The organism is Flavobacterium sp., from assembly GCF_031363805.1.
In the GTDB taxonomy this organism is placed as follows: Bacteria; Bacteroidota; Bacteroidia; order Flavobacteriales; family Flavobacteriaceae; genus Flavobacterium.
The window spans coordinates 1-22,877 of sequence record NZ_JANLVD010000008.1; the positions used below are offsets into that span (position 1 = coordinate 1).

The 22,877-nt window shown below is 31.5% G+C and carries 18 protein-coding genes; all 18 read left to right on the forward strand.

The features are described 5' to 3' along the window. Positions 1–430, forward strand: a 430-nt coding sequence (locus RMN92_RS00355) for a bacteriophage T4 gp5 trimerisation domain-containing protein (RefSeq protein WP_409024839.1), incomplete at its 5' end; no start/stop codon positions are given. A 65-nt stretch (positions 431–495) separates the two neighbouring features. Beyond that, positions 496–1,596, forward strand: coding sequence for a DUF2931 family protein (locus RMN92_RS00360; RefSeq protein ID WP_309607473.1), 1,101 nt, complete (start codon positions 496–498; stop codon positions 1,594–1,596). Between the two features lie 3 nt (positions 1,597–1,599). Beyond that, positions 1,600–3,516, forward strand: a complete 1,917-nt coding sequence (locus RMN92_RS00365; RefSeq protein WP_309607474.1) for a phospholipase effector Tle1 domain-containing protein — start codon at positions 1,600–1,602, stop codon at positions 3,514–3,516. 9 nt (positions 3,517–3,525) lie between these two features. Next, on the forward strand, positions 3,526–4,272 hold the full coding sequence (locus tag RMN92_RS00370; protein WP_309607475.1) for a hypothetical protein: 747 nt from the start codon (positions 3,526–3,528) through the stop codon (positions 4,270–4,272). Beyond that, the gene (locus RMN92_RS00375; RefSeq protein WP_309607476.1) at positions 4,257–5,720 is read left to right on the forward strand and encodes a DUF4280 domain-containing protein; all 1,464 of its coding nucleotides are present in this window, start codon (positions 4,257–4,259) and stop codon (positions 5,718–5,720) included. The genes RMN92_RS00370 and RMN92_RS00375 overlap by 16 nt, the downstream gene beginning before the upstream one ends. A gap of 1 nt (position 5,721) precedes the next feature. Then, complete coding sequence (locus RMN92_RS00380; RefSeq protein WP_309607477.1) at positions 5,722–6,663, forward strand: hypothetical protein; 942 nt, start codon at positions 5,722–5,724, stop codon at positions 6,661–6,663. Beyond that, positions 6,664–7,449: a hypothetical protein gene (locus tag RMN92_RS00385; protein WP_309607478.1), complete on the forward strand. Its 786-nt coding sequence runs from the start codon at positions 6,664–6,666 to the stop codon at positions 7,447–7,449. It begins immediately after the preceding gene. 268 nt (positions 7,450–7,717) lie between these two features. Next, positions 7,718–8,938 (forward strand): IS4 family transposase, encoded by a 1,221-nt coding sequence (locus tag RMN92_RS00390; RefSeq protein WP_309607479.1) that lies wholly within the window; start codon positions 7,718–7,720, stop codon positions 8,936–8,938. Between the two features lie 158 nt (positions 8,939–9,096). Further along, positions 9,097–10,611, forward strand: coding sequence for a hypothetical protein (locus RMN92_RS00395; RefSeq protein WP_309607480.1), 1,515 nt, complete (start codon positions 9,097–9,099; stop codon positions 10,609–10,611). Between the two features lie 85 nt (positions 10,612–10,696). Next, the gene (locus RMN92_RS00400; protein WP_309607481.1) at positions 10,697–11,509 is read left to right on the forward strand and encodes an RNA methyltransferase; all 813 of its coding nucleotides are present in this window, start codon (positions 10,697–10,699) and stop codon (positions 11,507–11,509) included. 163 nt (positions 11,510–11,672) lie between these two features. Then, complete coding sequence (locus RMN92_RS00405) at positions 11,673–13,214, forward strand: serine hydrolase (RefSeq protein ID WP_309607482.1); 1,542 nt, start codon at positions 11,673–11,675, stop codon at positions 13,212–13,214. A gap of 73 nt (positions 13,215–13,287) precedes the next feature. After that, entirely contained in the window at positions 13,288–15,507 is a 2,220-nt protein-coding gene (locus RMN92_RS00410) for a RelA/SpoT family protein (RefSeq protein ID WP_309607483.1), read from the forward strand. A 155-nt stretch (positions 15,508–15,662) separates the two neighbouring features. Then, positions 15,663–16,115, forward strand: a complete 453-nt coding sequence (locus RMN92_RS00415; protein WP_309607484.1) for a transcriptional repressor — start codon at positions 15,663–15,665, stop codon at positions 16,113–16,115. An 83-nt stretch (positions 16,116–16,198) separates the two neighbouring features. Next, entirely contained in the window at positions 16,199–17,470 is a 1,272-nt protein-coding gene (locus RMN92_RS00420; RefSeq protein WP_309607485.1) for an adenylosuccinate synthase, read from the forward strand. A gap of 79 nt (positions 17,471–17,549) precedes the next feature. Further along, positions 17,550–19,370, forward strand: coding sequence for a chloride channel protein (locus tag RMN92_RS00425; protein ID WP_309607486.1), 1,821 nt, complete (start codon positions 17,550–17,552; stop codon positions 19,368–19,370). A 67-nt stretch (positions 19,371–19,437) separates the two neighbouring features. Beyond that, entirely contained in the window at positions 19,438–21,123 is a 1,686-nt protein-coding gene (locus RMN92_RS00430; RefSeq protein WP_309607487.1) for an OstA-like protein, read from the forward strand. Between the two features lies 1 nt (position 21,124). Continuing rightward, positions 21,125–21,520, forward strand: coding sequence for a lysozyme inhibitor LprI family protein (locus RMN92_RS00435; RefSeq protein ID WP_309607488.1), 396 nt, complete (start codon positions 21,125–21,127; stop codon positions 21,518–21,520). Continuing rightward, positions 21,521–22,702 (forward strand): aspartate aminotransferase family protein, encoded by a 1,182-nt coding sequence (locus tag RMN92_RS00440; protein ID WP_309607489.1) that lies wholly within the window; start codon positions 21,521–21,523, stop codon positions 22,700–22,702. The last annotated feature ends 175 nt before the right edge of the window (positions 22,703–22,877 follow it).

The window sequence follows — 22,877 nt, forward strand, 5'->3', positions numbered from 1 at the left end:
AACCCGTACAGGTATCAAAATAGTCATGAACGATGCTTCAAAAAGTCTTCTTGCTGAAGACCCAAGTGGAAATAGTATTTTCATGGACGGTCAAGGGAATATGACTTTAAACGCACCTAAAAATATGACTATCAATGTAGGTGAAGATTTGAGCATAAGTGTTGGAAAAAATATGACCACAACGGTTGGTTCAAATATGGAAACACAAGTTGGCGAAGACAAATCTACCAAAGTGTCTAAGAAAAACACCCTACAAGCCAGCGAATACAAACAAGATATTGACGGAAACAAGACAGTTGTTATTGGGGGAGATTTAAAAGAAACAACGGCTACTACTACTCATAAAGCATTAAGCGGGGATATTTTAATACAAAGTGCTGGAATTTCTAAAGTGCTAGGTGCTGTTGATGCAAAAGTGAATAAAGGATAAGTAATAAAACAATTGATTATATAATTACTATCATTTTTTGTGAGCCATACGTAAATAAAAAAACCATGAAAAACTTCATACTAACATTAGGATTACTGCTCACGCTAACCAGTTCCTGTCAAGAGAAAAAAACACAGAAAAAAATGCAAGCAACAAAAACAGAAAAATTTAATTGGCAAGATGGTTCAAGTTGCCCGATCGGCTATCCAATAGAAGTTTACAGAGGCGGATTTGAAGCCGAAGATGGTACTTATGTTAGTTTACAAGCTGGAACTGATAATGGTCAAGGAGGTTGGGGTGACCCTGGCACTGGAGGAATGAGCAGTGGCATAAAAACAGTTCCCAACCGTCTCAATGTGCAATGGGTAGCCTATGCCGAAAATTGTGTATATGAAATAAATACTGAAATCGATTATGATAAAATGGTAAAGTATTTTAAAGAAGGGTATCAAGAAAGTTTGGTTTTTTTTAATAAAGGCGGAAAATACGAAAAAGAAACCTATACCTACATTGTAGTAGGCTATGCACCAGGCGGAGCAGTTTATATTTGGTTGGCAGGCTCTGGCAAGCAAGTCGAAATTGGAAGATACCAAGGTAAAAAGGTAGTGATACCTCAAGCAGAAATTGACAAACTGGACGGTTTTGAAAAACTAATGCACCAAAAAGGCGAAAGTGAACGCATTATGAACAACCCAAAAATGGTACCGCCCGAAGTGCGTGAAGCCAACAAAAACAAACCCATTCCTTTTGGATTGTGGGATACCTATAGAGAAAGATATTCTTGGAGACCTATCTACCTTGTTCAACGTGAGGGTTCAGCATTTGATTCTCGATTAGAAATGTTTAATGGTGAATTTGAAGAACAATTTGATGAATCATTAAGAAAAAATGAATACACAAAACGTGCTGTTCCTAAAAGAATAAACTTTGGTTGGAGAGACAAAACAGGGCAAAATTATTCAGGCACATTAGATTTTGACCAAAAAGAAATTTTTGATGCTTTTGCCGAAATTTTCAAAGACAAACCAAATGGAGAAGCCGAAATAGAATTGAGAGTAAATATACCCAACAATTTTATTAGTGCTTTTATAAAAGGAAACGGAAAGGAAATAGGGATAAATATTAAAACCAAAGTTAAAGTTTTTGAAGCACGTAGTAAATATTAAAATATGGGACAGACATATGTTTATAATACTGGCAAAGCAGAGGTTGCAGATGAAGAAGTTGAAGTGACTTTTGGCGTTTTTATAGATGGTACACTCAACAACAAAGCCAATACCAAACTGCGTTATAAAGTGGAAGGCAAAGCCGACCCACTTTTTGAAAAAGGAGAATCGACAACCGCTACAGCCGAAGAAAAGAAAATATTTGAGGAGAATACCGATACCAAAAATTGGTGGCTACGACAGATAGATTTAGGAGGTTATGGAGACGACACCAGCTACCATAACGATTATACCAATGTAGCACGATTGTGGTTTTGTACTGAAAAAGCGTATAAAATCTATGTAGAAGGTATGGGAACGGACGATTTTAAGGAAGATGTTGACGATGGTTATGCTTTCGGATCTGGTCTTACTGGTATCAGAGGGAAAGTACGCAAAGGGTGCGAGGATTTGGCAACCAAAATAGCAAAAGAAATAAAAAAGGATAAAAAGAAAATCCTAACCCAAATCACTGTCGATGTTTTTGGATTTAGTCGTGGTGCGGCTGCGGCAAGAAATATGGCTTATGAAATTAGAAAAAAACCTTATCCTCCTATAAAAGGCTCAATACCTGATGGTTATTACCCAATAAATCCAAATTCAGAAACTGGTATGCCCACTCCAAAATATAAACAAGCACTGGTAGATAAAGATGGTCTTGAAGTTGATTCAGATATGCTAGTAGAGGGCAAACTGCCTAAATATGGCTATTTAGGGTATTGTTTACTTAAAAAAATCTCATCTGAAGTATTAGCAGAAATAACCATAGTAGTAAGGGTTTTAGGTGTCTATGATACGGTTTCTTCTTATTATGAAGCAGGCGATTCATTGGGAACTTATGAGCAAGATGGCACAGTCGTGGATGAAAATATACTTTGGAAAGGAGTTAAGAAAACAGTTAAAGGCAAGAATCCATTAAGAGATTCAAACCCTTTTTCAAATAATGAAGAAGAACTCAATATACACGATTTTGGGTATGTTCATAAATTAGTTCATTTTACTGCCAAAGACGAACACCGTGTCAATTTTTCACTTACTCGTATCAAAGGGGCAGGATTAACAGACCGAATGGTTGAAAAAAATTTTCCTGGTGTGCATTGCGATATTGGCGGTGCTTATTCTACGGGAGAAGAGAAAAAAAGAAAAATTGCAAGTGAAAATGCTGTACGCAGTTTGGTAGGTAGTATTGTAGGAATTACAAAATTGGAATTGTTGAAAAATCAACTAATAAGCGAACATTGGTTTAACAAAGACCAAATTTGGATAGCAAGAACATTAACTAGAGTAGTACTAGAAAGTAAACGACTTCTAAAAAAAGAATATAGCTATATTCCATTGCAATTTATGGAAGAGTATTGCCGTCAGACACCCATGGACAATTATTTTAACGACCATTCAGAAACTAAATTTTCTATAGAAGACAATAAAGAACTAGTTGATGCAAAAAAACATTTGAAACCTTATGTTATGAACGAAGAAGGCGGAAAAGAATGGGAATTTATAAGCGATGAAGTACTGGCAGAAAAGAAAAGAAAACGTGAGGAACAAAATAAACTAGACAGAATGAAACTTGAGGTTGAAGAGGAACTCAAAAATCCTGAGATACAGAAACCAGTTTATGACAATTTGAACCCCAACGATTATAGACCCCAAGTTTTAGAAATAGAACCTAAAAAAGATGTAGCCGTACTAACTGAAACCTACCCAGAAGGAAGCGAAAATAACCCGATAGAATTAGAAGAGGTTGTTGTGACAGCCTATTCGCCACAGGGATTATTGCGTATTTTAAGAAACGAATATTTACATTGGTCTGCTGATTTTTCAGGTTTGGGGCTTGAAGGCAGAAGCGATAGAAAACGAGAGCAGTTTCCAAAAATGTAAAGTAGTTCCATGACAAAAACAAACACGTTGCAGAACCACAATGAAGTCCAAATTTTGCTACCCACACAAAGTGGTGTAAAAGAATATCAATTTAAAAATGTATCAACCAAAAATAAACTCACAACAACCGTTTTTAAAAAAGTAGCAATTGGTTTTTCGGGAATAGAAAATAATTTGTTGCGATACCAACTCATTTGTTTAGATTATGATATTGAAGCCAAACATTTAGGGTCAACTACTATTTTACGAAAAGTAGCCAATGTTTTTAATGAAGTAAAAATATATGTCAACCAAAATGGAACGATTACGTCTATTATAAATTTGAAACAACTTCAGGAACGCTGGCAGAATGCAAAAAAAGAATTACTTGAAATGAATGAAGGTGCCACATTATTAGATTTTTTGTCAGATACTGATGAGTTAATGGAAAACCAAGAGAATGTATTAAAATTTGTAAGTTCAAAAGAAATGTATGGTTTGTATTTTAACAGCTGTTGGGGCTATCATGATATAAATAAACCACGCTTTGAAGAACTAGAAATACATATTGAAAAACGAATACTGTATGACCAGCATACCCAACATTTGCAAAAACCATACAGCCAAGATGCAACGCTTGTATTAAAATCGAATAACGATAAAAAACAAAAAGTAAGCGAGATTACCTATAAAAACAATCAATTGCAAGAGGCTTTTTTAGAAATAATATCGCCAACTAAAACATCAAAATACTCAATAATATGTCTGACAACATAGCATTACCACAAGAAAATATTGCAGAAATCGAAGCCGAAAGAAGCAAGAAAGTAGTTGAAATTGACAAAAAAGAAAAGGAAAAAGACAAAGCCGAAGAAGACCAACAATTTGTAATTGATGGTACAATAATTCAATGCACTTCATGCATGGTGCCAATTGGGACGTTAAAAGTGAATTTTGATACACCAACTATACAAAACAAAAAAACGGCAACTGTAAAAGAAAAAAGCGCATTGAGCCTTAAATTTTCTGGAAATTGTTTAAAAAGTCCTTACCAAGCAAGTCCTTGTATGGCAGTGATGCAATTGGGTGAATGGCAAGATGTAGGTACAACATTGGTACAAGACCAAAAACCACTCATTAAGAAAAGCACCATTATGTGTAATTTTGGAGGTAGTAAAATTACTATAACCAAAAGCGGACAGATTAATGTGCCGAGTGTGATAACTGGTAAAGAAAAAGAAAAAGAAAAAGAGATTCAATATGTAAATGGTCATTTTTATAATGAAGATGGTGCTTTTGAAGGCAAGGTGGATATAAAAACGAATACTGGTGATGTTATTGATGTTTATACTTGTACTGGAAAAGGTAAATCAAAAGACAAGGATGGTAAAGAAATAGATGTTTATAATGGTATAAAATTAATGAAAGAGAATGATGTAAATATTACACATTCAGATTTTTGTTATATAGCTTATGTTGTGAAAATGGAGGCTGGTGGTCCAGATTTTAAAGAGTTAAAATGCATCGCATATAGTAGTTATAATTATTCAAACACTGTAACACTTAAAAAAGGTGAAAAAAGCAAATGGAAACAAGTATTAGCAGGAACATATTCATCAGTAGATGATAAACAAGAATTGACCGATACTTCAAATAATCAAAAGTCTAAATTAACTAGAAAAGCTATTTTTTATGTTTTAAATGGTGAAGATGATTTGACCAATGGCGCAACTTTTTGGGATGGGACAGATTTTCTTGCTTGGGGTAATTCAGAAACTAATCCATATAACAATCTAGGTCAAAATAAATTTGATGAATATAAATTTATAGAAATACCAAAAGATATATATGATTCATACTTAGCAGCAAATCGCACTTCTACAAAATATCCTGACAGGGGGAATCATAATGAAAAAACACATAAAGGAACTCATGAACATATAACAAAGAAAGTAAAAAAGAAAATATTAGACAAAGACAAAAAACCTGTTTTAGGAAAGGATGGTAAACCAACCTTCGAAGAAGTAGAGGTGCCTTCAAAAATAAAGTATGCGATACCAGCAGCAGATTTTGAAAATCAAGATTACTGGAAATCTGGAAATTTTTATTATGATACTGGCGTAAACGAAACTTATGGAATTTCAGCGATGGTAAGTGCTGGAGAAAGTATTTTTTGGAAAAAAACTAAAATAAGGCTAACAAGTGAAACTATAATTAAAAAATAGTATGAAAAAGTTAATTGTTATGTTTTTTATTATTTCCTCATGTTTATCTTTCTACGTTTTAAAATCTAAAAATCAGAATCACATATATAATGTGGCTTTCGTTCAAGAAATGTATATTGATAAAGGAAGTTACAGGTATTATAATGAAGATAGCACCTACACAAAAGGCGAAAATTCGAATGTGAAAAATTTCATTGGTATTTTTCCGAAGCTAAATGATACTGTAACTATCTACAAATTGAATACAGACAAATCTGAAAAAGCTGAAAAATTTAATTTTTGGTCTAAAAAAAATAAAGCACAGTCAATAACTTTTTTTTGCTCGGGGGAAGAGGTAAAAGTTACTTTTGGTAATAAAAATGATATTATTGTAAATAGTGATAAATATGTAGTAAATAATGAATATTATAATTTTCTGAAACAAAAAGTATTTGTTGAAGCGTCAATATTAGACTTAACTTTTTTTCTAAAAGATGGTTATGGTGATTATGCACAAATGCTTGATCCATTAAATAAAAATTGGAGAAATCAGAAAGAAAATAATACCCATAAAATTATTTCTGCTACTATTAAAAACAAGAACAATCAAACTGACGACCAATATTTTAATTATAAGTTTATTTATAAATATGATGAAAACGGAGTTTTAAAAAGCATTGAGGGTGAAAACAGATACAATAAAAATTTTATAAATAACACAGGAAAATACATTCAATATTCTATTTTAAATGGAGAAAATGAGCGTAGTTTGACAGAACAAATTTTATATAAAAATAAAAAAACATTATTTGATTCAATTGTTGGAAACATAGAACAATATTCCATTTCTAAAACAAAATTTTACACAAAATACCAATCAAAATTAAAAATTTTAGTATTAAATAAAAAACCAAGAAACATAAATGAGATATTTAAGATTTTAGATATTAAAAATCCTAATTAAATGAAATCAATTATATATTATTTATCATTCATTATAATTACTTTTTATTCTTGTCAAGGGCAAGAAAAAAAAAGTAAAAATGATATTGTAAAAATTCAGTCTCTAAAAAATTCTGTAAAATGCATGAATTATAAGGAAAAATATTTTTTTGAGTTTCCTGATGTATTTGGTAAAAATGAAAATAATTTTTTTAATAATATTATAATCAAAGATTATTCAAATTACTTAGATATTGATATTGCCCCTTTGACCCCAAAAAAAATAATTAATTTAGCTATTAATAATCGAAAGAAAGAATGTAATAACAATAATTTTAGTGGACTTACAGGTTCATATTACGATGTTACCTTCAACAATTCTATATTTTTAAGCATTACTATGAATTACGAATCTATTGCTGGGACTGCGGATTTAGATTCATACTATTACAATTTTGATGTTTCTAACAAGAAAATATTAGTTTATAATGATATTTTAAAAGAAAATAAAATAATTGATTTTATTAAAAAATGTAATGCCATATTGAAAGATAGATTAAAGGAATTAGGTATCCAAAATAAAGTTGAAACAGAGAATTCTGATGAGTATAAAGCACTATTAAAATTAAAGCAACTATTTAGTAACGATAATCTAGATTCTTTCTCAATAAGTGATAAAGGCATAACTTTTATTTACAATTATGGTTTTCAAAATGGTGTTTTTGACATCGATAATAATTTATATTTTTCTTATAAAGATTTTCAGAAATACACTAAAGAAGATTTTCAAAAAAAAATCATTAATTAAACTTATAAATGGTTATTTTATCATTAATGTCTGCAAGAGCTAAAAAAACGGATAAAAAACATTCCCTATTTGAACAAATTTATTATAAATTATTTTTTTCTAATACTAAAGAGATAAATTATAAAAATATAATTAGACTTTATAAAAAAAATTAAAAAATGGAATGCAAAAAATAAAATTAATATTCATTGTTGTCCGATAAAAAAGAAGCCAAATTAATGGCTTCTTAAAAAACATCGTAATTTTGAGTTGCAAAATTCAAATAACGATGGGCAAAAATAAGTATTTTTCGACTAAATCTGTTTTCGGACAGTTGATTTCTTTAATAGATGATTCAATGATTAAAAAAGCTGTTAAAAAGCATGATTCGAATAGGTATGTAAAACATTTCAAATGTCAAGATCATTTGTTTAGCATGATTTTTTGCACTTTAGAAAAATGTAATTCTTTGCGTGAAGTTTCTGGAGGGATGGTAGGTTTATCAGACAAAAAGGAAACAGTAAGAATCAATCATCTTCCTAAAAAGAGCACTTTGGCAGACGCTAATAAGGGTAGAAAAGTGGAATTTTTTGAAGAAATTTATAACAACTTACTCAAGAAATATAGCTTTGTTTTCTCGGACAGTCGAATTGAGATTGCTTTAGGGAAAAAGGTTAAAATAGTTGATAGCACAACAATAAGCTTGTTTAAAGACATATTAAAGTGTGTTGGAAGAAAGGCTTCTGATGGTAAAAGTAAGGGCGGAATCAAATCGCATAGTGTGATAAATGCCGATGAAAAAGTGCCAAACTTAGTTTGGTTTACACCCGCCACAACTCACGATCATCAGTTTTTAGAAAAACTAAAATGTGATGAGCATACCGTTTATGTATTTGATAAAGGATATAATGATTACAAGGCTTTTGGGCATTTTAGTGAGCAAAATACAGGTTTTGTAACTCGAATAAAAGACAATGCAAAGCACCAAATAATCCAACAAAATGAAATTCCAGAGAACATTCACAGCGGTGTTTTATCGGATGAAATCATTGAAGTTGAAGTTAATAAAGGAAGTGTGAAAACCAAATTGAAATTAAGAAAAATAAAATATTATGATAGAGAACACAAAAGAAGTTTTGATTTTATTAGCAATTTGTTTGAATTTAGAGCAGACACAATAGCTGCACTTTATAAAATACGGTGGCAAATAGAGTTGTTGTTCAAACAAATAAAGCAAAATTTTCCACTAAAATATTTCTTAGGAGATAATGAAAATGCCATTAAGATTCAAATTTATTGCGTGCTGATAGTAAATCTTTTGTTGGGCGTGGTAAAGAAAAGTTTAAAAAGACAGTGGTCTTTCTCCAATTTAGTTAGTTTTTGTAGAATTCATTTATTCAACTATATTCACCTAACTAAATTTTTTGAAAATCCTGAAAACAACTGGAAATTAGATAGGGAAAGAGATGGTCAATTAGGTTTATTCGATGATTATTTGGCGACTGGATAAAATTCGATAAACGAAACTAAAAATTATATTTTTTCGTTTATCGAACTCTAAAGGCAGTAGTGAAATACAAGTTAAGATAAGCTAAAACCTCGTAAAGTAAATGAATATAAAGAAAAATTAACCCTCTGATATTTTTTATCGGACAACAATGTTAAATAATGATAAAAAAATTACTACTACTACTTTTTTTTATTTGTAATTATGCATTCTCACAAGAAGAAATTCCATTTTCAGTTCGTTTTCAAGATTATATTCAAGGTGATATAACTTTTATTGCCAACAATATTGTGAATCGTAAAAATGCCAATGAAGCCTACAATAAAGTTAATGATTTTTCTAAACTAAATGATGAATTTGAAATGTCTTATATTGATATAGACAATGATAATTCAACTTTTTCTTCTAGCAGCGCCACAATAATACCAAATAAAAATGCAAAAGAATTGATTTTTGCAGGTTTGTATTGGAGTGCAACCTACAAATCCAAAATAGGACATAAAATTAGTGGAATTTTTCTGACCGAAGGAGATCATGAAAATAGTATTAATGATATAAAAATAAAAATTCCTTCACAGAGCAGTTACCTAGATATTACTGGAAAAGTTATTTTTGATGGTTACGAAAATGAAACCAATAAAAAGAATGCTCCTTACACCTGCTTTTATGACTTAACCGACATGGTTAAATCTAATCCTTACGGGGAATATTCAGTTGCCAATATTAAAGCTACTCAAGGATATCTAGAAGGAGGTGTTGCTGGAGGTTGGGTCATTTATTTCGTTTACAACGATAGCACTTTAACAAAAAAATATATCACTCTGTATGACGGATTTGCTTTTATACAAAGAACTATCGAAATAAATCTTTCTAAGTTTTTAACGCCAAAAACAGGACAAATAAACCCAAAAATTACGCTAGCCGCTCTTGAAGGTGATTTAAAACTTGATGGCGATAATGTTAGAATTAAAAGTGCAGTCAACAACCGATATTTTCCAATTATTTCGAATACCAGACCCGTAAATAATTTTTTCAATAGCCAAATTACTATTGAGAATGAGCCTTTTGTTACTAGAAATCCAGCTTCTTTGAATACTTTAGGATTTGACGTTTCATTGCTTTCATTTAACAATACAAAAAATAAAATTATAACCAACAATGCATCCCAAACGCAACTTAAAATAGCCACCAGTGGAGATAAATTTTATCTTTTTGCAGCTGGTTTTTCAACTGAAGTAGATGAAGTTTTTTTTGACATTATGAAAAAGGAACAAAGGGCAGAAAAAGAAAAAAATGTTTCAATGAATAGAGAAGAAAAAAATGAAACTATCGTACGTGAAAATAAGACTCCAACTAACGAAGGTTTTATTTTAAAAAGAGAACGAATTACTGAAAGAATGCCTATATCATTAAGAAAGTTAAACGTAAAAAATACCGACTTAAAGTATGGTTACTATATAGTATCCAATGTATTTGCAAACGAAAGTAACAAAATAAAATATATTGATTTCTTGAAAAAACATCAAATAGAATCCAATTCATTTACAAATCTTGAAAATAATTTTTATTATGTATATCTAAAATACTTTGAAAATTTAGAAGATACACAAAAAGCTTATGATAGTAATTTAGATAATACTTTTTTTGATGATTATTGGATACTTCAAGTTGATTAAATTTAGCTTTTATTAAATATACAGTAGAATAAATTAAAGCATTTTTTTCGTATTTTTGTAATTATTAAATATAGTTGATACTCTTTTGAAACAAATTACTTCTTTACAAAATCCGTTTATAAAATCTTTGGTTTTATTACAAGAAAAAGCAAAAACCCGAAAACAAACAGGTACTTTTTTAATTGAAGGCCAACGAGAAATCGAACTTGCCATAAAAAGTGGTTACGAAATTGATACAATACTATTCTGTATAGATTTTTATGACGAATCGAAAAATAGAAAAATAGAAAAATCAAACCAAGACATAAACTTTATAGAAATCTCCAAAGAAGTTTATCAAAAATTAGCTTATCGCGATACCACTGAAGGTATTTTGGCTGTTGCAAAAATAAAATCTTTATTATTATCTGATTTAAAATTATCCGAAAATCCTTTGATTCTTGTTGCTGAATCTCCAGAAAAACCAGGGAATATTGGTGCAATATTGAGAACTGCCGATGCTGCAAATCTCGATGCAGTGATTATTGCCAACCCAAAAACCGATTTATACAATCCAAACATTGTTCGATCAAGTGTGGGTTGCTTGTTTACAAGACAAATTGCAACAGGAACTACTTCAGAAATTATAGCATTTTTAAAAGAAAAAAATATCGATTTTTATTGCGCCACTTTACAAAATTCAACACCTTATCACACACAAGATTTTACAAAACCTTCTGCCTTGGTAGTAGGCACTGAAGATGCTGGATTAACAGAAGAATGGCGAAATGCGGCAACCCAAAATATTATTATTCCTATGGAAGGCGAAATAGATTCCATGAATGTTTCTGTTGCTGCAGCCATATTAATTTTTGAAGCTAAAAGACAAAGAAATTTTGTAAGTACTAGCCTACTCTAAATTAATATTGGATTCAAATAAAAATAGAAACAAATTTACACTAATTCCATCATGCAATTCATAATTTCGTCAATTCAACATTAATTTTTCGACTTAAATTTGTGTAAATTTGTGAAATTCGTGTAAAATTCTTGCTAGGCTGAATAATACTAAATTATAAATTATGAAAAAATATATTTTACTATCGCTTTTAATTTTTTGCACGACGATTTCTTTCGCACAAATCAGCGAAAAGCAAATTGATGAATTGGTAGAAAAAACATTAACCACTTTCAACGTGCCAGGAATTGCGGTTTCTGTGGTAAAAGACGGAAAAGTAATTCATTCCAAAGGCTATGGCGTAAAATCTATAATTTCCAATCAAAAAGTGGACGAAAATACACTTTTCGGAATAGCTTCCAACAGCAAAGCTTTTACAACCACCGCGATTGCCATGCTGGTTGAAGAAGGAAAAATGAAATGGGATGATAAAGTAATTTCTCACTTACCAAATTTCAAAATGTACAATGATTATGTTACCAAAGAATTCACTGTTCGTGATTTGGTCACACACCGAAGCGGATTGGGTCTGGGCGCCGGAGATTTAATGATTTGGCCTGATGGAAGCAATTTTAAACCCAAAGATGTTATTGAAAATTTACAATATTTAAAACCTGTTTCTGATTTTAGAACCAAGTATGATTACGATAATTTATTGTACATCGTTGCTGGTGAAATCATTGAAAAAGTAAGTGGTGAATCTTGGTGCGATTTTATCGAGCAACGCATCATGCAACCATTAAAAATGGATAAAAGTGCTGGCTCATTTGTTAAATTAAAAGATACTACAAATATTGTTGATCCACATGTTCCGACAGATGGAAAACTAAAAGTAATTTCAAGATATAAAAATCAATCATTCGATGCAGCAGCTGGAATTTATTCGTCTGTAAATGATATGAATAAATGGTTGATTATGCAATTGCAAAACGGAAAATATGGTGCGAATCAGGAAAATAAAATGTTTTCAGAAAATTCCCAAAATGAAATGTGGCAGCTACAAACTATAATTCCTGCAAAAGCTTCTCCGCCATACAATACACATTTCAGCGGTTACGGTTTGGGCTGGTTTTTGAGTGATGTAAAAGGTTATAAACAGGTTTCCCATACAGGAGGTTTGGAAGGAATTGTTACACAAGTAACCATGATTCCAGAACTCAATCTAGGAATTGTGGTGCTTACCAACCAACAATCTGGTGCAGCTTTTAGTGCTATTACAAACACAATTAAAAATAGCTATTTGAATATAGAATACAAGGATTATGTCGCTTTTTTTAGCAAGCGTGAAAAAGACAATATCGCTGAAGCTGATAAAACTACCGATGAAGTTTGGGCAACTATTGCAAAAAATCAAATTAACAAAGTAAAATTTGAATCTAAAAAAATTATTGGTACCTATAAAGACAATTGGTTCGGAAAAATTACCATTTCAGAAAAACAAGGCAAACTATTCTTTAATTCTGAAAGATCTCCACAATTGGCTGGAGAAATTTTATTTTATAAAGATACTATCTATGCTGTCAAATGGAATAACCGCAGTTTCAATGCCGATGCTTTCCTCACATTTTCACCAAATTATTCAAACATTAAAATGAAAGCCATTTCGACTTTGACAGATTTTAGTTATGATTTTCATGATTTAGATTTTAATCGTTTGAAAAAATAAATTACATAGTTTAAAATTATTATTTTGAAATTTTCATAATTTTTCCTAACTTTAAGAATTCAAGATAGATAATATGGTAGAGATTGATATTGAAAAGGAAAATAAAGCAATAGCACAGGAATATAAGGAGCTACTTCGTATCAGTTACCAAACACTTACTACAGAAGATAAAAAACTAATTCGGAAAGCATTTGATGTTGCAGTTGAAGCACACCAAGACCAACGTAGGAAATCTGGTGAAGCCTATGTATTTCATCCTATTGCAGTAGCAAAAATTGTGGCGGGAGAAATTGGTTTGGGTGCTACAGCCATAGCAGCCGCTTTGATGCACGATGTAGTTGAAGATACCGATATTACAGTTAAAGATATCGAGAAAATGTTTAATCCAAAAGTAGCGCAACTAGTCGAAGGATTAACCAAAATTTCTCAAGTCAAAAAAGACATGAACATTTCTATGCAAGCCGAAAACTTTCGTAAAATGTTGTTGACACTTAATGATGATGTTCGTGTAATTATTATAAAACTTGCAGATAGGTTGCACAATATGCAAACTATGGAGTCTATGGTCGATTATAAACAAGTCAAAATAGCCTCAGAAACTTTGTACATTTATGCTCCACTCGCCCACCGATTGGGTCTTTATAACATCAAAACAAAACTAGAAGATTTAGGTTTAAAATATACTGAACCAGCAGTTTACAATGATATTGTAAGCAAAATAAAGCAAACCAAAGAAGAACAAGATGATTATATACAGAATATTTCAAATGTTTTAAAAAAATCTCTTGATGCCGAAGGTGTAGAATATATTATAAAAGGACGTCCAAAATCTATCTATTCTATTCGTAGAAAAATGGCAGCTCAAAACGTTTCCTTCGATGAAGTTTACGATAAATTTGCCCTAAGAATTGTATATAAATCCAATCCCCACGATGAAAAATTCCTTGCATGGAAAATATATTCAGTAGTTACAGACCATTATCGTCCAAGTCCAAGCCGATTACGCGATTGGATATCATCTCCAAAATCAACTGGTTATGAAGCTTTGCACATTACTGTAATGGGACCACTCGGGCGTTGGGTTGAAATACAAGTACGAAGCGAACGCATGGATGAAATTGCCGAAAAAGGATATGCTGCACATTACAAATACAAACAAGGCGCAACCGAAGAAAGTGGTTTGGATGTATGGCTCAATTTATTGAAAGAAGCCTTAGAAAATTCTGAAACCAATGCTGTTGATTTCGTAGAAGACTTCAAAATGAATTTATATGCCAAGGAAATTTTTGTTTTCACACCCAAAGGGGAAATCAAATCATTGCCAAAAGGTGCCACATCATTAGACTTTGCGTTTAGTATTCACTCGGAAATTGGAATAAAAACCCGTGGAACAAGAGTTAATGGAAAATTGGTACAACTCAACCATGAACTCAAAAGTGGCGATCAAATAGAAATTATTACTTCTCAAAATCAAAAACCTACCATAAACTGGTTAGATTATGTAACCACTTCTAGAGCGAAAAATAAAATTCGAAATGTTTTAAACGAAAATACCAAAAAAATTGCTGAAGATGGAAAGGAAATCCTAACCAGAAAGTTAAAACATTTAAAAATAACTTTAAATGAATCGACTGTAAATGATTTGGTCAATTATTTTAAATTGAAAACAAGTTTAGATTTATTTTACCGCGTTGGAATTAGCGCCATTGACAACCAACAGTTAAGAGATTTTACTGCTCAAAAAAGCAACACAATATACAATTATTTTAAAAATAAAATAAAACGAAATCCATCTACAAATCCTGACATTATTCAAAAAAATGAATTGTCAAGTAATTATGATATGTTGGTTTTTGGAGCAGAACAAGACAAATTAGACTATAAACTTTCCGCTTGTTGCAACCCAATTCCTGGAGATCCAGTTTTTGGTTTTGTAACCATTAATGAAGGTATAAAAGTTCATAAACGGGATTGCCCAAACGCCATTAGTATGCAATCCAATTACGCTTACCGAATTATGCAAGCCAAATGGATCGATTCATCTCAACAAGAATTCAAAGCACTTTTGGAAATAACGGGTATGGATAGCATTGGGTTAACAAACGAATTAACAAGAGTTATATCCAATAATATGCATGTAAATATTCAAAGCATTTCACTTTCGGGCGATGCTGGAATTTTCAAGGGAACGCTAGCTGTTATTGTACCCAATAATACTATTCTCAAAAAACTCATTGACAATATTAAAAAAATAGATGGCGTAGATCGAGTGACCAGAATTTATAATAATTAAGTGAGAAGATGGAAGATGGAAGCTAAAATTTTATACTTCCCGAGTAATTCAAACTTCCTTCTTCAAAACTTCCCACTTCTAACTTCCCACTCCATTCATTAAACTTCCTTCTACAAACTTTTAAACTTCAAAATAAAAAATTATCTTTGCCAGATATGACACTTATAGCTACAGACAATAGTAAAAATCAAGAAATTGTAAAAAATGTATTTACAATGTATCTTGAAAACAAAGGACATCGTAAAACTCCCGAACGCTATGCCATTCTACAGGAAATATATAATAGTGAAGAGCATTTTGACATAGAAAATCTATATGCAAAAATGAAAAATAAAAACTATCGTGTTTCTCGAGCAACGCTTTATAACACCATAGAGTTGCTTTTGGATTGTGCGCTCGTTAGAAAACATCAGTTTGGTCAAAATCAAGCGCATTACGAAAAATCATATTTCGACAAACAACACGACCACATTATTATGCTAGATTCAGGAGAAGTAATTGAATTTTGTGATCCAAGAATTCAAACTATCAAAAAAACCATGGAAGAAATATTTGGTATAGAAATAATGAATCATTCTTTATATTTTTATGCAAACAAAAAAAGTTGATTTGGCAATTCGTTTTTTCGGCTATTTATTTATAACCAAATCCACAAATAACCAACTAATAACCAACTAATAACAATACAAAAATGACCGTAGATTTATTACTAGGATTACAATGGGGCGACGAAGGCAAAGGAAAAATTGTTGATGTTTTAACTTCAAAATATGATATAATTGCTCGTTTTCAAGGAGGCCCAAATGCTGGACACACTTTGGAATTTGACGGCATCAAACATGTTTTAAGAACCATTCCTTCAGGAATTTTTCATGATAATAATATCAATGTCATTGGAAATGGAGTTGTTATTGATCCTGTAGTTTTCAAAAGTGAAATAGACGGATTGGCAAAATTTAATTTAGACCTTAAATCAAAGCTGATTATTTCCAGAAAAGCACACTTAATACTTCCTACACACAGACTATTGGATGCCGCTTCGGAAGCATCCAAAGGAAAAGCCAAAATTGGTTCCACACTAAAAGGTATTGGTCCAACTTATATGGACAAAACTGGCAGAAATGGAATTCGTGTGGGCGATATAGAATTGGAAGATTTCACAGAAAAATACCGTGCTTTAGCAAATAAGCACGAAGAAATGATTAAATTTTATGATGTTGCAATTCAATATAACTTATCGGAACTTGAAGCAGAATTTTTTGAAGCCATCGAAGAATTAAAAAAATTAGATTTTATAGATTCCGAAGAATATTTGCATCAAGCCCAAAAAGCGGGAAAATCTATTCTTTGCGAAGGTGCGCAAGGTTCATTGTTGGATGTCGATTTTGGAACGTATCCGTTTGTAACTTCTTCAAACACAACAGCAGCAGGCGCTTGTACAGGTTTGGGAATTGCGCCAAATAAAATTAAAGAAGTATACGGAATTTTTAAAGCGTACACAACTAGAGTTGGAAGTGGCCCCTTTCCAACGGAAGATTTTGAGGAAGCTGGCGATTTAATGGCAAGTGTAGGAAACGAATTTGGATCGGTTACTGGTCGCAAGCGCCGTTGCGGATGGTTGGATTTAGTGGCTCTTAAATATGCAATTCAAGTAAATGGAGTAACACAATTGATGATGATGAAAGGCGATGTGCTTTCTGGCTTTGAAACTTTAAAAGTTTGTACTTCTTATACTTACAAAGATCATAATATTGCACATTTACCTTATAATATTGAACCCGAAAACGTACAACCAGTTTACACAGAATTTAAAGGCTGGAAAGCTGATTTAACAGGAATGAGTACTTACAACGAATTGCCAAAAGAACTCAAAGATTATATAGATTTTATCGAGAAAGAAGTTGAAGTTCCTATAACTATTGTTTCAGTAGGACCTGATAGGAAACAGACCATAAAAAAATAAAAATTAAGTGGTATTGAATTTATGTAGACGCTTTTAATATATAATTAACCGCGAAGGTTTAATTGATTAAACTTTTTAAATGCCAAATAAAATTTCAGCAAGTTTACAATTATTTATAAGAAGAATTATTCGTAGTTTTGAAAGCATTTTTTTCTTAGCAAAAGATTTATTATCTGAAAGAAATTTCATCTATTTATCATGCGTTACTGTTTCAATATCATCAGCATTTGCTGTAATTATTCTAAAAAGTTTCGCCCACAATGTTTTTTTGTTTGCCAATTACTTAAATACTTTTTTAAAATTACCTTATTCAAATAGTATTTTGCCAATTATAGGAATACTACTAACCGTATTCGTAGTTAGAAGGTTTCTTGATGGAAAGATAGACAAGGGAACTTCACATATTTTACATTCTGTAGCCAAAAAAGGAGGTATTGTTCCCAAGAAACAAATGTATGCTCAAATTATAACAAGCTCACTAACAGTTGGTTTAGGCGGTTCGGCTGGTTTAGAAAGTCCCATAGTAATTACTGGAGCTGCTTTTGGTTCAAATTTCGCAACCAAATATAAACTTTCGCAAAAAGATAGGATTTTGCTATTGGCGTGTGGCGTTGCAGCTGGAATTGGTGCTGCTTTCAACGCACCTATTGCTGGTGTCTTATTTGCCATAGAAGTAGTTTTAACAGATGTAACTATCTCAGCATTCATCCCTATTATGATATCTGCTGCGACTGGTGCTTTGGTTTCTCAAATTATGCTGAGTCGCGATATATTATTGAGTTTTAATCAAGAACAAACTTTCAATTTCCACAACACTCCCTATTATATTTTACTCGGAATATTAGCAGGTTTTGTTTCGGTTTACCATGTTAGAAATTTCAGAAAGGTTGAGCATTTTTTTAGTCGATATAAAAAAAATCCATACAAAAAAGCATTATTTGGCGCTACAATTCTGGGTATTTTAATTTTCTTTTTTCCAACACTTTTCGGAGAAGGATACGAGAGTATTAGAATATTATCTACAAAGCATCCAGAAATTCTGTTAGAAAATACAGTTTTAAAAAACTATAAAAATAGCGAATGGATTTTGCTCGCTTTTATAGGAATTACAACACTATTGAAATCATTTGCAACCGGATTAACCTTAGGAAGTGGTGGCAATGGGGGAAATTTTGCTCCTTCGTTATTTGTAGGTTCCTATTTAGGTTTTTTTATGGCAAAATCCATACATTTGTTAGGAATTTCTAATACTTTGCCTATTGCAAACTTCACTATTGTTGGTATGGCGGGAATTTTGAGCGGATTATTTCATGCACCACTTACAGCTATTTTTTTAATTGGAGAAATTACGGGCGGTTATGATTTGATGGTTCCCCTTATGATTGTTTCATCAATAAGTTATGCAGTTTCTAAAAAATTTGAAAACCATTCGATGGATGTAAAATCTCTTGCTGACAAAGGCGAAGTTTTTACAAGTGACAAGGATAAAAATATTCTACAAAGCATCAATTTTTTGGAATTGATAAAAACCAATGTTAAAACTATTAATTTAGAAAATTCCTTGGAAAAATTGGTTGAACACTTATCAAATTTAAATCAGGAAATTTTTCCAGTATTAAATGAATCTGATGAACTATTAGGAATAGTCAATTTTAATGACATTCGCGGAACTGTTTTTAATTCCTTTAGAATAAAATTTACCAAAGTAAATGAAATTTTAAAACAACCCATTGATGTTGTACAATATGATGATGCCATTGAAATCATCATGGAAAAATTTGAAAATACTAATCAAAATACACTGATAGTCATTAAATTTGGGAAATTTTATGGTTTGATTTTAAAATTAGATATTTTGGAAATTTACAGAACAAGATTGAAAGAAATGATAATTGAGTAATTATAAATAATTCATAATAAAAAGTAAAGTTCTCCTATTTTAATTAATTTTGGCAAAAATAAAAACATTGAATAAAATATATATTTTTTTCTTACTTTCATTACTCCTTTTTAGTCAAAATTCAGTTTGGTCTCAAGAAATAAAACCAACAGTTTTGCCACAAAACGGGAAGCAAGTGGTTATAGAACACTCAGATTTTTTAGACATTTCAGAAAAAGATGTACCTGGAGCAATTGTTTTTACAGGAAATGTTATTATTGTTCACGAAGGCATCAGAATGACTTGCAACAAAGCCTATCATTTTTCTAAATCGAATTTTGTAAAGGCATTTGGAAATGTTCAAATGATTCAAGGCGATACTTTATTCATGAATAGCAAATATGCAGAATACAATGGCAATTCAAAATTTGCCTTTGCCACTGGCGATGTGCTGATGCGAGATCCAAAAATGACATTGGCCACAGACACCATTAATTTTGACAGAAATTCGCAAGAAGCCTACTATAATACAAGTGGTACGATTAGAGATCCCGAAAATACTTTAACTAGTAAGTCTGGAAAATACTTTTTATCTCAGAAAAAGTTTCAATTTCAAACTGCCGTAACAGTTGTAAATCCTAGGCAAACTATTAAAACCAATCATTTAGATTATTATACAAATTCTGGACATGCCTATGTTTTTGGCCCATCAACCATTACTTCTGCTACGAATACCATTTATACAGAAAAAGGTTTTTACGATACCAAAAAGGACGAAGGGAAATTATTAAAGAAATCAAAAATTACCTATAAAGACCGACTTATTGAAGGCGATGATATTTTTTATGATCGGAAAAAAGATTTTGCAAGAGCTATCAATAATGTAAAAGTTACTGACACTATTAATGATTTTGTAGTAAAAGGTCATTATGCCGAGGTTTATAAACAAAAAGATTCCATGTTTATTACCAAAAAAGCTGTTGCCATTACATTGTTTGAAAAAGACTCTGTTTATTTCCATGCCAAAAAACTGCTTATTACTGGTATACCTACCAATAGAATAATTCGAGGTTCCAACAATGCAAGGTTTTTCAAAAAAGACATGAGTGGCAAATGCGATTCTATTCATTCCAACCAAAAAACAGGATTAACGCAAATGATTGGCAAACCCATTTTTTGGAATGGGAAAAACCAAATGACTGGAGACTTGATGCATCTTATTGCTGATACAAAAACCGAAAAAGTAGATTCACTAAAAGTTTTAAATAATGCTTTTATAATATCAAAAGATACTATTGGCGAAGGTTTTAACCAAGTAAAAGGTCAAAATTTATATGGAAAATTCAGAGAAAATAAATTACACGAAGTCGATGTTGTCAAAAATACAGAAGTTATTTTTTACATGCGAAATGAAAAAAATGAACTTATTGGTATTAATAAAAATGTAAGCAGTAGCATTAATATGATTTTGGAAGGAAACACTATTGATACCATTACTTTTTTCACTAATGTTGATGGCGATATTTATCCAGAAACAGAACTCCCAGAGAATGCTCGAAAACTAAGAGGTTTTATTTGGCGTGGCGATGAGCAAATTCTTACCAAAGAAGATATTTTTCCTCCCGATGAGTTGGAGTTGGATAAAAAAGCACAAAAAGAAGTGGAAAAGAAAGCACAAGAACCCGATGAACCCATGGAAGCTTCAAAAGAAACTTTAGAATATGGGAAACAAAAAGTCAAAAAAAAGAACTTTAAAAAAATAAATAACATTTAAAATGAAAAAAATAATCTTAACAATAGTTATTAGTTTGATTTCAATTTATAGTTTTTCTCAAACTCAATATGATATGAATCAGGAAGAAAACGATAAATTTAAATTGGCAGATAAAGAGTTAAATTCAACTTATCAGAAAATTTTAAAAGAGTACAAAACTGATACTGCTTTTTTAAAAAACCTTAAAATTTCCCAAAACATTTGGATAAAGTTTCGAGATGCAGAAATGAAAACCAAATATCCTGATCGAGGTGCCGGATATTATGGTAGCGTTCAACCTATGTGTTGGAGTATTCATTTGACACAGTTGACCAATGAAAGAACAAATGATTTAAAAATTTGGTTAACTGGAATCGAGGAAGGTAGCGTGTGCTCTGGAAGTGTAAATATCAAATAAATGATTAAAGATTTCTATAAATACCAAGCACAAACCACTCCTTACCCATTAGGTATGGAAGTGTCGCATGCGATTGGTTCTTATATTTACGATACAAAAGGCAATAAATATTTAGATTTTGTAGCAGGAGTTTCTGCTTGCACATTAGGTCATCAAAATCCTAGAGTCAAAAAAGCAATTATAGACCAGCTTGACAAATATTTACATGTCATGGTTTATGGTGAATATGCACAAGATCCAGCAATAAAATTATGCAAGTTATTAGCAGAAAATATGCCGGAAAAACTCAATAAAACCTATCTAGTCAATTCTGGAACTGAAGCTATAGAAGGCGCATTAAAATTGGCAAGAAGAGTAACTGGAAGAAGTCAATTAATATCGTGCCATAATGCTTACCACGGAAATACTATGGGTGCTATGAGTGTGATGGGTTATGAGGAACGAAAACAAATATTTCGCCCACTAATTCCAGATGTAGATTTTATAACCTTCAATAGTGAAGACGATTTACAAAAAATAACGACCAAAACCGCAGGAATTATTCTGGAAACCATTCAAGGTGGCGCTGGATTTATTCGTCCAGAAAATAATTTTCTTAAAAAGGTAAGACAACGTTGCGACGAAGTTGGAGCCATGATGATTTTGGATGAAATTCAGCCTGGTTTTGGTCGTACTGGAAAATTATTCGGATTTCAAAACTACAATGTTGTCCCCGACGTTGTTGTTATGGGAAAAGGGATGGGCGGCGGTATGCCAGTTGGTGCATTTACTGCAAATTCTGAACATATGGATTTATTGTCAGACAATCCAAAACTAGGACATATTACTACATTTGGAGGTCATCCTGTCATAGCAGCAGCTTGTTTGGCAACTTTGCAAGAATTGCTGGAAACCGATTTAATGCAAAAGGCGCTTGAAAAAGAGCAATTATTTCGTAATTTGCTAAAACACAAACTCATAAATGAAGTTAGAGGTGAAGGATTGATGTTGGCCATTATGACAGAAAGTCCAGAAATTACGAATAATATAATTTTAAAATGTCAGGATAAAGGTCTGATATTGTTTTGGTTACTATTTGAACCATGCGCAATCCGCATCACGCCACCGCTAACTATTTCAAATGAAGAGATTATTGAAGGTTGTGGCATCATTATTGAAGGAATGAATGAAGTTGGAAGTTAAATTTTCATTAGAAATTGATTTTTTAAACCCAAAAAATGTTAATTAAATTGTTCAAAACAATTGATTTTTATGACTGCTACCAAGCAAACGTTTCCTAAATTTATACTGGATAACATTAAAAAAAATGAGTATGTACTTGAGCCAAGATGAAGACGATTATAGCTTATCCTTATCA